General features: G+C 68.7%; 15 protein-coding genes. 11 read left to right on the top strand and 4 right to left on the bottom strand.

Features of this window, described 5'->3' with window-relative positions:
* Positions 1–401: 401 nt before the first annotated feature.
* Positions 402–1445 (bottom strand): GTP 3',8-cyclase MoaA, encoded by a 1044-nt coding sequence (gene moaA / locus BJF89_RS00760; protein WP_187344656.1) that lies wholly within the window; start codon positions 1443–1445, stop codon positions 402–404.
* Positions 1446–1654: 209 nt separating this feature from the next.
* On the opposite strand from moaA, the gene modA reads away from it, so the two are divergent.
* The 6 genes from modA (at position 1655) to BJF89_RS00730 (ending at position 7126) form a co-directional block, all read left to right on the top strand.
* A complete protein-coding gene (gene modA, locus BJF89_RS00755) occupies positions 1655–2524 on the top strand; it encodes a molybdate ABC transporter substrate-binding protein (RefSeq protein ID WP_083650406.1) in 870 nt (289 codons plus the stop codon).
* Positions 2514–3317 (top strand): molybdenum ABC transporter permease, encoded by an 804-nt coding sequence (locus BJF89_RS00750; protein ID WP_075811350.1) that lies wholly within the window; start codon positions 2514–2516, stop codon positions 3315–3317. The genes modA and BJF89_RS00750 overlap by 11 nt, the downstream gene beginning before the upstream one ends.
* A 29-nt stretch (positions 3318–3346) precedes the next feature.
* Entirely contained in the window at positions 3347–4645 is a 1299-nt protein-coding gene (locus tag BJF89_RS00745; RefSeq protein WP_075811348.1) for a molybdopterin molybdotransferase MoeA, read from the top strand.
* Positions 4646–4729: 84 nt separating this feature from the next.
* The gene (locus BJF89_RS00740; protein WP_075811346.1) at positions 4730–5620 is read left to right on the top strand and encodes a LysR family transcriptional regulator; all 891 of its coding nucleotides are present in this window, start codon (positions 4730–4732) and stop codon (positions 5618–5620) included.
* Complete coding sequence (locus BJF89_RS00735) at positions 5617–6108, top strand: HPP family protein (RefSeq protein WP_255372430.1); 492 nt, start codon at positions 5617–5619, stop codon at positions 6106–6108. Before BJF89_RS00740 ends, BJF89_RS00735 begins: the two co-directional genes overlap by 4 nt.
* A 148-nt stretch (positions 6109–6256) precedes the next feature.
* A complete protein-coding gene (locus BJF89_RS00730; protein WP_075811344.1) occupies positions 6257–7126 on the top strand; it encodes a formate/nitrite transporter family protein in 870 nt (289 codons plus the stop codon).
* Positions 7127–7145: 19 nt separating this feature from the next.
* Here the strand turns inward: BJF89_RS00730 and BJF89_RS00725 are convergent, their stop codons facing one another.
* Genes BJF89_RS00725 through BJF89_RS00715 form a run of 3 tightly spaced genes read right to left on the bottom strand, consistent with a single transcriptional unit; the run spans position 7146 to position 9253 of the window.
* Complete coding sequence (locus tag BJF89_RS00725) at positions 7146–8351, bottom strand: molybdopterin molybdotransferase MoeA (RefSeq protein ID WP_075811342.1); 1206 nt, start codon at positions 8349–8351, stop codon at positions 7146–7148.
* Complete coding sequence (locus tag BJF89_RS00720; RefSeq protein ID WP_075811340.1) at positions 8348–8971, bottom strand: NTP transferase domain-containing protein; 624 nt, start codon at positions 8969–8971, stop codon at positions 8348–8350. The genes BJF89_RS00725 and BJF89_RS00720 overlap by 4 nt, the downstream gene beginning before the upstream one ends.
* Entirely contained in the window at positions 8972–9253 is a 282-nt protein-coding gene (locus BJF89_RS00715; RefSeq protein WP_075811338.1) for a MoaD/ThiS family protein, read from the bottom strand.
* Between the two features lie 41 nt (positions 9254–9294).
* On the opposite strand from BJF89_RS00715, the gene moaC reads away from it, so the two are divergent.
* From moaC to BJF89_RS00690, 5 genes are read left to right on the top strand one after another with little or no spacing between them, the layout of a single operon-like run.
* Positions 9295–9798 carry a cyclic pyranopterin monophosphate synthase MoaC gene (gene moaC, locus BJF89_RS00710; protein WP_075811336.1) on the top strand — a complete coding sequence of 168 codons (504 nt, stop codon included), beginning with the start codon at positions 9295–9297 and terminating at the stop codon, positions 9796–9798.
* On the top strand, positions 9795–10301 hold the full coding sequence (locus BJF89_RS00705) for a molybdenum cofactor biosynthesis protein B (protein ID WP_075811334.1): 507 nt from the start codon (positions 9795–9797) through the stop codon (positions 10299–10301). The genes moaC and BJF89_RS00705 overlap by 4 nt, the downstream gene beginning before the upstream one ends.
* On the top strand, positions 10294–10761 hold the full coding sequence (locus BJF89_RS00700) for a molybdenum cofactor biosynthesis protein MoaE (RefSeq protein ID WP_075811332.1): 468 nt from the start codon (positions 10294–10296) through the stop codon (positions 10759–10761). Before BJF89_RS00705 ends, BJF89_RS00700 begins: the two co-directional genes overlap by 8 nt.
* A complete protein-coding gene (locus BJF89_RS00695) occupies positions 10758–11855 on the top strand; it encodes a ThiF family adenylyltransferase (protein ID WP_255372429.1) in 1098 nt (365 codons plus the stop codon). The genes BJF89_RS00700 and BJF89_RS00695 overlap by 4 nt, the downstream gene beginning before the upstream one ends.
* Positions 11852–12490: a pyridoxamine 5'-phosphate oxidase family protein gene (locus BJF89_RS00690; RefSeq protein ID WP_255372428.1), complete on the top strand. Its 639-nt coding sequence runs from the start codon at positions 11852–11854 to the stop codon at positions 12488–12490. The genes BJF89_RS00695 and BJF89_RS00690 overlap by 4 nt, the downstream gene beginning before the upstream one ends.
* Positions 12491–12541 lie beyond the last annotated feature (51 nt).

Raw genomic sequence — 12541 nt, 5'->3', positions numbered from 1 at the left:
TGGTGCACGAAAGTGCACCGGTGACCGGAGTGCAGTGGCATCCAGAACACCGCGAGGTTGCCGAGACGCAGCTGACTGACCTGGTCATACACATGCAGGGCCAGATTCATTGTCGGGATAACTATCGACTGGTTAGGCACCGGTGATTGATACTGTCCTCGGTTGACTACTCTGGTCCGAATTCGTCGCTCCAGAGTCTGAGCACGGCGGCGACTTCGATTCAACCGGTGAGAAGTTGACTGGCTGGTATTGGAGGATCGATGACGAGGGAAATGAGATCACCTACGACTACGCCTCAGGTTCGTGGGCTGATGGCGAAGATGATGAGACGGAACACCCGTCGTAGAAAGTCACTTTAGGGGGCGAGATGGGTGGACCAGCAGCTACTACACCGGCTATCGTCACCCGCCGATGGCGCTCATGGTGCGTTCCGGCTGGACGTATCCTTCGTCATTCAGCGTGATCTCGTCTGACCCGTAGGCGCGGGGCTTGCCCCACATCGCCCGCGACCACTCCAGGGCCACGTCCTCGTCGGAGGCGTCCCCGCGTAGCAGGCCCATCAGGTCGGTCTCTTCGTTCGAGAACAGGCAGCTGCGGATCTTCCCGTCCGCGGTGATGCGGGTGCGTGAACATGCCGCACAGAAAGACTCCGTCACCGAGGCGATGATTCCCACTGTGCCGCGTTTCCCGCCGTCGCTCCCGTAGACCTCCCACAGCTGTGCCGGTGCGGAACCACGCGGTGCCGGGTCCTCGCGCAGGACGAACCGCTCGGACAACGCCGACCTGATCTCCGCCCCGGAGACCAGGTTCTCCCGCGCCCACGACCGGTCGGCGTCCAACGGCATCTGCTCGATGAAACGTAACTGGTAGCCGTGGTCCAGGCACCACTGCGCCAGATCCACCGCACCGTGGTCGTTGAGCCCACGCATCATCACCGCATTGACCTTCACCGGCTCCAGACCCGCGTCTTTCGCGGCCTTCAGCCCCGCCATTACCTGGGGAAGACGGTCGCGCCGCGTCAGGGCGGTGAACGTCTCCCGGTCGACGGTGTCCAGGGAGACGTTCACCCGAGTCAGCCCGGCTTCCACCAGCTCGCCGATGCGCTTGTCCAGGCCGATGCCGTTCGTCGTGATCGAGATCGACACCCTCGGGTGCAGCCTGCGTACACCGCGGATGATGTCGGCCAGGTCCTTACGTACCAAAGGCTCGCCACCGGTGAAGCGGATGTCCTTCACCCCGAGTACGCGCACACCGATGTCGGCGAGGCGGACGGCCTCCTCCGCGGTGAGCAGCTCGTCCTTCTTCAACCACGGCAGGCCCTCAGCAGGCATGCAGTAGGTGCAGCGCAGGTTGCACTTGTCGATCAGCGAGATGCGCAGATCGTCGGCGGTGCGTCCCCACCGGTCGGTGAGTCGCAGTGCGGACGGCACAGTTGAAGCGGTCACCGGATCACCTCCGTGGATTGACGTCGTTGCCTACCGGTCTACCCTGACACAGGGGGATGCCGCGAACCGGGGGCGTCCGGCAGCTCCGAACGCCGGTCCGGCACAGCAGGTTGTCGGGCCGGTGCTTTCCGGGGTGGTGGCACCGGGCGGGGTAGTACGATTCCAGCGTAACCATATTTTGCCTGCGTAACTTCTGAGAGCTGATCACGATGTCCGTCACCACCGGTCCCCACACCGGACGCCGCCGCCCCCTCGGCGTCCTCCGCGCCTTCAGTGTCGCCGTCACCGGCGCCGGTCTGCTGTTCGCCTCCGCGTGTTCCACCTCGGGTGACTCCGACGAGTCCACCGACACCACCGACGGCGCCTCCGGCAGTGCCGGGACGGTCGAGGTCTTCGCCGCAGCGTCGCTGAACAATGCCGGCGACGAGCTGGCAGAGGCCTTCGCCGAGGACAACGACGGCGCGGAGCTGGAGTTCAACTTCGCCGGTTCCTCCAAGCTGGTCCAGCAGATCGAACAGGGTGCGGACGCCGATGTGTTCATCAGCGCCGACGAGGAGAACATGGACGCCGCCCTCGACCTGCCCGAGTTCGACGGTGCTGAACCGGAGACCATCGCCACCAACCGCCTGGTGCTGGCGACCGCGCCGGGTAATCCGGCGGGCTTCGACTCCGTCGACGACCTGTCCACCACCGCCGACTTCCGTCTCGCCGTCTGCGCCGACGGTGTGCCCTGCGGCACCCTCGCCAACGACTACCTCGACGAGCGTGAGGACGACGGTCACGGTCTCGGACCGTCGACAGTCTCCGAGGAGGCGAATGTCTCCGACGTCTCCACGAAACTGGCCACCGGTGAGGCGGACGTCGGATTCATCTACTCCACGGACGCGAAGGCGCTGCAGGAGAACTCCACCGACGGTGAGGTCGAGGTCTTCGACCTCGACGGTGTCGAACCCAACAAGTACCCCGCAGCCCTGACCGCCGCAGGCGAGGACAATGACGCCGCGTCCGAGTTCCTCCGGTGGCTGACGTCCGACCGCGCCCGCGCCATCCTGGAGTCCTACGGCTTCGGTGCAGCGTAAACCCGTCACCTCCGTCCCCGCGGCCGTCGCGTGCATCGCGCTGGCCGCGGTTCTTCTGCTGGTCGGGCCGCTTCTCGCCCTGCTGCTGAACATCCCCTGGGGCCGGGCGGTGGAACTGGTCACCGACCCGGCGGCCGTGCAGTCGCTGACGTTGTCGCTGAGCACCGCGGTGGCCGCCACCGTCCTGTGCATCGGCCTCGGCCTACCGTTGTCGATGTGGCTGGTGGAACTGATGCGCCGGCACCCCGGCAGGGGAGAGGCCGTCCAGCTGATCGTCTACGCGCCGTTGGTGCTCTCCCCGGTGGTCTCGGGTCTGGCACTGGTGTTCTTCTGGGGACGACGCGGCCTGCTCGGCAGTTGGCTCGAGAACGTCGGCGTCCACGTCGCCTACACCTCCCTCGCCGTGATCGTGGTGCAGGTGTTCGTCTCGCTGCCGTTCTTCGTGTCCACCACGGTCACCGCGCTGCGCGGCATCCCGGTGGCACTGTCCGAGGCCGCGGCGTTGGACGGCGCGTCCCGCTGGCAGACGGTCCGTCGCGTGCTCGTGCCCGTCGCCTGGCCCGGCATAGCCGCCGGAACCGTGTTAAGTTTCGCCCGGGCGTTGTCGGAGTACGGGGCGACGCTCACGTTCGCCGGTAACGTCGCAGGGGAGACCCGCACCATCCCGCTGCTCGTCGAACTCGGTCTCAGCGCCAATGACATGGACCGTGCCCTCGGTGCATGCATCATGCTCATCGGCATCTACGTGTTCGTCGTCGGAGGGATCGCCGTGGTGCGCCGGATGCAGAGGTAGCAGAGGTAACACGAGGAAGGGAGCCCACCGTGGCGCGTACACCTGAAGACCATCTCGCCGCTGTCCGTGCGCTGTTCGGGGAGTCGCCGGTCGAGCACGCGGCGCCCGCCGACGCCGTGGGACGCCGCCTGGTGGCTGACGTCACGGCCGTCGAGGACTCTCCGCGCTTCGACAACTCCCAGATGGACGGTTATGCGCTCGGTGACGCGCATCTGGCCGGCGGCACCTTCCCCGTCGGCCCGACGATTCCCGCCGGGGCCGACCCCCGTGACATCCTCACCGGTCTCACCGGGCTCGCGGCCGGGGTGGATGAGCGGGTCATCCCGGTGATGACGGGAGCACGCCTGCCTGCCGGCACCGCCGCCGTCGTGCCGGTCGAGGCATGTGAGCCGTCGGAGTTCCTCGGCAGTGACGGCAACGGCAGCAGCGATAACGGGGACAACGGTGAGCCGGTCACCGTCACCGTCACCGTCCCCGCCGCACCGGCAGGGCAGTTCGTGCGGACCCGCGGCTCCGACATCCGCGCGGGGGCCGTCCTGTTGCCTGCCGGGCACCGCGTGAACCCCCGCACCGTCGGCGTCGCCGCGGCACAGGGCATCACCGGACTCCCGGTACGGCGTCGTGCCCGCATCGTGGTGGTCACCGGCGGTGACGAGATCGGTAGCGCCGGGGACATCCCCGGTGCGGCGTCCATCCGCGACGCCAATGGGCCGATGCTGGAGGCGCTGTGCGCCGCCCACGACATCGTCGTCGCCGGCACGGTGCGTACCAGCGACAACCCGGATGCTTTCCGTGTCTCGCTGGCCGATGCGGTTGACCGGGCACGTCCGGACGCGGTGGTGACCAGTGGTGGGATCAGTCACGGACGCTTCGAGGTGGTGCGCCAGGTGCTGCAGAGCGGTACCGGGGTGGAGGCCGGCTGGTTCGGCCACGTCGCCCAGCAACCCGGCGGGCCGCAGGGGCTGGCCCGTTTCCACGGTGTGCCCGTGGTGTGCCTGCCGGGGAACCCGGTCTCCACGGCAGTGAGCTTCCGGCTCTTCATCGCCCCGGTGCTCGGGGAGGTGGAGGAGACGGTCACCGGTCGACTCACCACGCCGGTGCAGGGCTTGGTCGGCCGTGACTGCTTCCTGCGGGCGAGGAGGGAGGTCGGGGCAGACGACGGAGCCCACGGAACCCACGGAGCCCACGGAGCCGTTGTCACCGTCACTCCCGTCGGCGGGACCGGCTCGCACCTGTTGGCACAGTCGGCGGAGGCGGACTGTCTGGCCCGCATCCCGGCGGGGAAAGACCTTGACCGGGGTGCCGTCGTGAGTGTGTATCCGCTGTAGGAGGCACTCATCCGGTACCGCCGGACAGATCGCGAGATGTCGGACGGTATGACCTGACACCGCCGGTCAGGTAGGGTCGCAGTCATGCTGCTGTCCCAACTCGCCTACTTCGAGGCCCTCGCCCGGGAGGAACACTTCGGCCGCGCCGCGGAATCCTGCTACGTGTCCACGTCGACCCTCTCCGAGGCCATCCGCAAGCTCGAGACGGAGGTAGGTTTCCCACTGGTCAACCGGGGCAAGTCGACCTACCGTGGGTTGACCGGGGAGGGGCGGCTCGTCCTCGACTACGCCCGTCGTATCAACGCCGACCAACGCTCGCTGACCCAGGACCTCGCCTACCGGCGCGGTCACCTGGACGTCACCGTCCGCTTCGGCGCGATCCCGTCGGCCGCTGACCGTGCCGCGGAACTCCTCGGTCGGCTCGTCGACGCCAACCCGTCGGTCCGTGTCGACCTTGTCGCCGACCTCACCAGCGAAGACATCGTCTCCCGGGTGCTCAACCACGAACTCGACGCCGGGGTCATCCACCCCGGGGCCGCGCGCGGGCACACCCGTACCGGACAGCAGGGTGCTGTCCGGCTCACGACCATGGGCTCCGTGCACTTCAGTGTCGTCGGACGCCGTGAGACGATGGACCGCTTCGACGGCCACGTCACCGGCGCGGATCTCGAGCACCTGCCTGTCGCACTGCTGGGGCGAAACATGCTGGCCAGGAAAGGCTTCGACCGGGCCATGGAGGATGTCGGGGCATCGGTGACCCCCGCCGTGGAGACCACCTCCGTCGGCTCGCTGCGCGCTCTGGCGGCGACGGGGAACTGGGTGGCGGTGGTCCCGTCGTCGGTCGCGGAGTCCGGCGACCTCGCCTCACTGCCGTTGACCGCCCCAAAGGTCGACCTGGACGTGGCGCTGGTGAGGCTGGACACGCGTCCACGTCCGATGCTGATCGGGGCCCTCGACGAAGCTGCGCGCGGGTGAACGCACTACGCAGACTGCTCACCCCGGTGCAGCCGCGTATGCCCCTGGGTGGGCTCGTCCTGTCCACCGCTGCCGTGATCGTGGCGGTGGCGTTGCTCAGCGGGCTCAGCGAACTGTCCGGACACCCGTTCTTCATGGCCAGCCTCGGAGCGACCTGCGTCCTGCTGTTCATCCTGCCGGCGGCACCGCTGTCGCAACCGCTGAACATCGTCGGCGGTTACCTCGTGTCGACGACTGCCGCCGTGGTCCTGTTCTCCTTCCTGCCGTCGGAGTGGTGGTCCCTGGCGCTGGCGACCGGCGCCGCGGCAATGCTGATGACCGGACTGCGGATTCTCCACCCGCCGGCAGCGACGATGCCGATGCTGGTGACCGCCGGTGGCGAGTCCTGGCACTACCTGCTTGAACCCGTGCTCGTCGGTGCACTGGTCGTCGCGGTCCTGGGGATCCTCTACCGCACGGTGGTCGGCGACCGGATCTGGGGACGGTGACAGTTTTCACCGGACGCGTGTTCGGCGGTGGCGTCCGACGGAGTAACGTCACCGCAGTTCAGATGGCATTCCGCGTGGGGGCGCACCGTTCGGTCACGGCGAAAGTCTCTTCGTCGCCACCGGTGTTCCCGGAGTAACCTGACCCGACGTGACTCACGACACAGCGACTGAAGCAGCACCCCACACGGCCCCGTTCGCCGGCGCCTTCAACACGGCCGCGGACGCCGCGGTGCGCAAGAAGGCCGCACTGTTCGACGACGACCACCCCCGCTACGCCGTACGCGCCGTTCTCGCCGGAGCCTACCTGACCCTCGGCACCGCCTTCGCCGCCGTGTGCGGCAACGCCGTCGAACACCTGGCTCCGGGGCTGGGTCCCGTGGTCTTCGGCCTGCTGTTCTTCATCGGCCTGGCGATGATCCTCCAGCTCGGCGCGGAACTCGCCACCGGCACGATGATGTTCGCCGCCTTCGGCGCCGCCCGCGGCTACCTCAGCTGGGGACGTGCGGTGTGGATGGTCATCGTCACGACAGTCTTCAACCTCGTCGGCGCGGTCGTCGTCGCCGTCGTTCTCGGCCAGTCCGCCAAACTCGGAGGCCTCGGGGCGGACCACCTGATCGCGAGCCTGGCCGACGGTAAGCTCACCAAGGAGCCCTCCGGCATCTTCCTTGAGGCTGTCGTGGCGAACTTCGTGGTGAACATCGCCATCGTCGGTGGGCTGCTGATCAAGGACTACGCCGGCAAGTTCCTGTTCACCCACCTCGTGATCGCGGTCTTCGTGGTCCTGGGTCTGGAGCACCTCATCGCCAACTTCTCCCTGTTCACCCTCGCGTTCTTCGGGCTGGGTGACGGGTTCGCCGCCGGCGCCGGGGTGCTTGACTCTCTGACCTGGTCCAATGTGCTGACGAACTGGGGGCTGGCGCTGGTCGGCAACGCGATCGGCGGCGGGCTGCTCATCGGCGGGGTCTACGCCTGGCTGAACCGGGGGACCACGCCGGGCGGGGAACTGTACCGGGACTGACGTTGATCCTACGGGTGGGTCAGACCCCGATGTAGCGCACGGCGTCGCCGGGGGAGAGGCCGTCGGACGGGACGACCATCAGCGCGTCGGCCACCGCATAACCGCTGAGCATGTGGGAATGCGCGCCGGGGACCGGGGCGAGTTCGCCGTCATTCACGCGGGCGGGCAACAGTCGAACCCGGTCACGATGCAGCGGACCGACTGTCCCGGTGGTCGTCCCGTGGAGGACTTCGGCGTCGCCGCGTCCGGACAGCACCGCGACCGCCGGAGCGACGAAAGAATGCAGTGCGGCATGCGCGGCGAAAGGATTACCGGGGACGCCGAAGACCAGCTGCTCTGAGCGTCGGATGACCAATGTCGGGTGCGCCGGCTGACAGGCGACCTCGTCGGCGAGGACGTCGTCGGCGACGCGGGTGATGAAACGTCGGGCGAAGTCCTGACCGGAACGACCCGACCCGCCGGTCATGACGACCAGGTCGGCGTCCTGCACGTCAGGGCGCCGCAGCCAGTCCTCCACCGCCACCGGATCGTCCGGCACCCGGTCGGTGCAGACGACGTCCGCGCCCCTGCCGGCGAGCAGTGCAGGGAAGGAGACCCCGAAGGCGTCGCGGACCTCCCCGGGGGCGGGGACACCGTGGTCGATGACCTCATTGCCGGTGAATGCGCACGCGACCCGGGGAGGGGAGACGAGTTCGATCTCGTCGACTCCACAGACTGCGAGCATCGCGCAGTGACCGGGGCCGAGCACCACCCCGGCATCGACAAGGGTCTCCCCGCACGCCCACTCCTGCCCGGCCGGGCGGATGTCCCTGCCGTCGCCTGGGTAGTCGGCGGTGAGGGACGGGCCGTCGGTGTCATCGGTGTTACTGACGCGGCTGTTCTCCGAACGCACCACCGCCGTCGTGCCGTCCGGTAGCAGCGACCCGGTGAGTACCGGCAGCGCCTGACCGATGTCGAGCGCACCGCCGGTGTTGTGCACATTGCGTCCGTGCGCCCCGGTCACCGGCAGAGCGAGCAACGTCCACGGCCCGGGACCGTTCACCGCGAAGCCGTCCATCGCCGAGGACGTGTAGTGCGGCACGTCCACCGGCGCGGTCACCGGGGCGGCGGTCACGTCGCCGGGGACGGGGGAGCGGCGCACGGTGCGATCCTGCGTGCCGGGCGTACGGCAGGCGTCGAGAACGCGGGCACGGGCCTCGTCCCAGGTCACCGGTGTGTGGGTCATGATGTCCTTCCGTAGCCGTGGGTCACGGCGTCGTCCCAGGTGTCGATGTCCGCCGCGGACGGCAGTGGCGTCTCCTGCAGATCCAGTCGACGCAGCAGCGCCATGGCCGGGGCATCGGTGAAATCGTTGCCGTCCACCGCCGTGCGCAGGGCGCCTAGGCGTACCACGCTCAGCAACGGCTGCATCCGGCCGTCGACGGTGCCGATACAACCGGCAGGCGCATCCTGCACAGACTTCAGCAGGACGTCGACCGACCCTGCAGGGGCCACCAGATCGGCGGCGAGGAGGAGGACGAGGTCAGCGTCACAGACCGTCCCGGTGCCGTGCAACGCCGCAACCCCCGCGGCGAGGGCCGCCGCAGGCCCCGCCAAGGGCGGGGTCTCCTGCGTCCGCAGGACGTCGACGGGCAGGCCCGGCAGGTCCAGGGGAGACGCGACGACGACACGACAGGTGCAGGACGCCGTCGCGTCAAGCACCCGGTCGATCAACCGTCGGCCGTCCGGACCGGGGAGCAAAGGTTTGCGGGGCACGTCCCGGAGTGCACCGGCCGGAGCCGACGCCGCCAGACGCGAGCCGGCACCACCGGCGACGATGATCGCATGGACACTACTGTCCGCCATCTACCCTCCCGCGAACGGCGGCAGGACGTCGACGCGTCCGACCCCGGCCAACGACGTCGCCGACGCATCCGGACGGGTGACCGTCCGCCCGTCGACGAGGAAACTGCACCGGTCGAAGATCCCGGCCAACGTCATACCCCCGGCCGTGGTGTCCGTGTGGCGTCTCCCGAGGTCATCGAGCAGGTCAGCGAGGGTGTCGGCGATGGTGCTGTCGGCGGAGAGCACCTCGTGCGCGGCACCGCGTGCGGCACGGGCGGCGGCGAAATATCGGATCTCAACCATGCGTCCCAGTGTAGCGGTGACGGCGGGTAACCTGGACGGTCATGGAAGACCCAGGAGACCATCTCACCCACGTCCGTGAGGACGGGTCGGCCCACATGGTCGACGTCACCGCGAAGAACGAGACGAGCCGTACCGCCGTCGCCACCGGGCGGGTCCGCACCAGGGAGGACGTCCTCGACATGATCTTCCGCGGGGACCTCCCCAAGGGAGACGCGCTGCCCGTCGCCCGCGTCGCCGGCATCATGGGGGCGAAGAAGACCCCCGAGATCATCCCGCTGTGCCACCCGTTGCCGCTCGGGAAGATCACCGTCGACTTCAGCAGGGAGGACGGGGACAAAGGGGACAGTGCCGGGGCCGTGCGCATCGAGGCGTCGGTGAAGACCCGCGGCGTCACCGGTGTGGAAATGGAGGCACTCACCGCCGTGACCAGTGCTGCGCTGACCGTCTACGACATGGTCAAGGCCGTCGACAAGCACGCCGTCATCGACGATGTCCGTGTGCTCGCCAAGTCCGGCGGCAAGTCCGGCGACTGGGACATCCGGTGAGCGGCGCACTGCGTGCTGTCGTTGTGGTCGCGTCCACTCGGGCGGCGTCCGGTGCGTACGAGGACACCACCGGGCCGCTGCTGGTCGACTGGCTGCGCTCGCGTGGCCTCGAGGTGCCGGACGCCGTGGTCGTCGCCGACGTCGATGTCACGGGGTACCTCGACGACGTACTCGGCGGAGACACGACGGAGCGGCCCAACGTCGTGCTGACCACCGGGGGCACCGGCATCAGCCCCACCGACACCACCGTTTCCGCCGTGCGTCCACACCTCACCCACGAACTGCCCGGCCTGGTCGAGGCCGTCCGGCGGCGTGGGGTGGACGCCGGTGTACCGACCGCGATCCTGTCCGGGGGAGTCGCCGGGGTGACAGGGACGGTCGACCGCACCTTCGTGATGACCCTGCCCGGGTCCAGCGGGGGGGTGAAGGACGGCATCGTCGTGCTCGACCCCGTCCTCGACCACCTGCTCAACCAGCTGGAAGGACATACCGACCATGAGTGAGAACACCACCGACCCCGGCTACGTCGCCGAGCAGACCGGCGTCGTCGTGCACACCGCCGTCTCCGACGAACCGCTGGAGGCGCACCTCGTCGACGCCAAGGACGCCACCGCCACCGACGCGATGGGTGCCGTCGTCACCTTCGAAGGCACGGTCCGTAACCACGACGGCGGGGCCGGCGTGACCGCACTGACCTATTCCCACCACCCGACCGCACCGGATGTGCTGGCCCGCATCGCCGCCGACACCGTCGCCGAGTACCCCGATATCCGGCTGTGGGCCGAGCACCGTACCGGCGCCCTGGCGATCGGGGACCTCGCCTTCCTCGTCGTCATCGCCGCCGCGCACCGAGGACCCGCCTTTGAGGCCGTCGCCGCTTTCGCCGACACCGTGAAGTCCCAGGTACCGATCTGGAAGGAACAGGAACTCACCGACGGGAGCACGGACTGGGTGGGACTGTGACCGACCTTTCCCGCTACCAGCGGCAGATCACCCTCGCCGGCTTCGGCCTTGACGGCCAGGAGAAGCTCGCCGACGCCCATGTCGCCGTCCTCGGCGCCGGTGGCCTCGGCTCACCCGCGCTGCTGTACCTTGCCGCCGCCGGAGTAGGGGAGATCACCGTCATCGACGACGACCTGGTGTCGACGTCGAACCTCCACCGCCAGATCATCCACACCGACGCCGCCGTGGGTTCGCCGAAGACGGAGTCGGCGCGCCGGGCGATGCTGGCCCGCAACCCGGACATGACGGTGCACGTCGTGTCATCCCGTCTCACCACGGACAACGCGGTCGCCCTGCTGCGCGGGGCAGACGTCGTCCTCGACGGCACCGACAACTTCGCCGCCCGCTACGCCTGCTCCCACGCATGTGCGGTGCTCGGCATCCCGCAGGTGTGGGCGTCGATCCTCGGGTTCGACGGGCAGCTCTCCGTCTTCGGAATGCCCGACGGGCCCGTCTACGAGGACGTCTTCCCGACACCGCCACCGGTCGGGGCGGTGCCGTCCTGCTCGGCGGCGGGGGTGCTGGGGCCGGTCGTCGGTACCGTCGGCACCGCCATGGCGCTGGAGGCGGTGAAGGTCGTCACCGGGGTCGGCAGTCCGCTGAGCGGGGAGATCGGCTACTTCGACGGGCTGTCCGGACGCTGGGAGTACATCCCCGTCGCCGCTGACCCGGCCGTGTCTTCACGTGTTCGGCAGGCGCCCACGCCGGTGGCCGGGGAACTGGCCGTCGAACCGTCGGACGAGAGTATGTCGGCGGTGCCTTCGCTCGAAGGTGCCCTCCTCCTCGACGTCCGCGAACCCGACGAATACGCGACCGTGCACATTCCCGGGGCGGTGAACGTGCCGCTGTCGCGGCTACGCGATGAGGAAGCTGAGGTCGCTGAGGTTGCCGAACTCGCCGAACTCGCCGAGGCAGCGACGACCTCCGGGCGTCCTCTCGTGGTCTACTGCGCCGCCGGGACACGCTCGGCGCAGGCCGTCGAGATTCTCGCCGGCGCCGGCATCACCGGTGTGAACTACCCCGGCGGCATCAACGCATGGTTGGAGCGTCAGTGAATCACACGGACAGTTACGCCGACATCGCCTTCGACGACTTCGTCACCGCACGCCAGGAGGCCCGCGGCGTCGGCAACAGGGTCGACACGACCGGGGCGTCCGGTACCGAGCTGGACCCGCGCGACATCAAACTGATCCGCCAGGCCCGCATGTTCATGATGGCCACCGTCACCGGGACCGGATGGCCCTATGTCCAGCACAAGGGCGGACCGGCCGGTTTCGTGAAGGTCGCCGCGACGTCCGACGGTTCGCGCCTGATGTTCCCGGACTTCGCGGGGAACAGGCAGTTCGTCACCGCCGGTAACCTCGACCGGGACGGCCGCGTCTGTCTCTTCTTCGTCGACTTCGCGACCAGGTCGCGGGTGAAGGTCTTCGGGCACGCCCGCACCGTCGACGCGTCCGACGACCCCGACCTGATCGAGCAGCTGCGTGACCTGGGGGACCGGCGCATCACCTCGGTGATCGAGCGTGCCGTGATCGTCGAGGTCACCGCCTCCGACGCGAACTGCTCCAAGCAGATCACGCCACGGTGGACCCGCGAGGAGGTCGAGGAACGGCTCGACCTGTACCGGGCGGACATAGCCTCGCTGAAGGCTGAGATCGAGGAGCTACGGGCGGGCAGGGGCGAGGAGTAACCGTCGCATGTCCTGGTGCCCCCGGTGGCCGGTACTCCGTGATGTCTTTCT

It is taken from the genome of Corynebacterium sp. CNJ-954 (assembly GCF_001942345.1).
Classification (GTDB): Bacteria; Actinomycetota; Actinomycetes; order Mycobacteriales; family Mycobacteriaceae; genus Corynebacterium.
The sequence above is the reverse complement of the archived record's forward strand: the minus strand, read 5'-3'. Positions and strand labels throughout refer to the sequence as shown.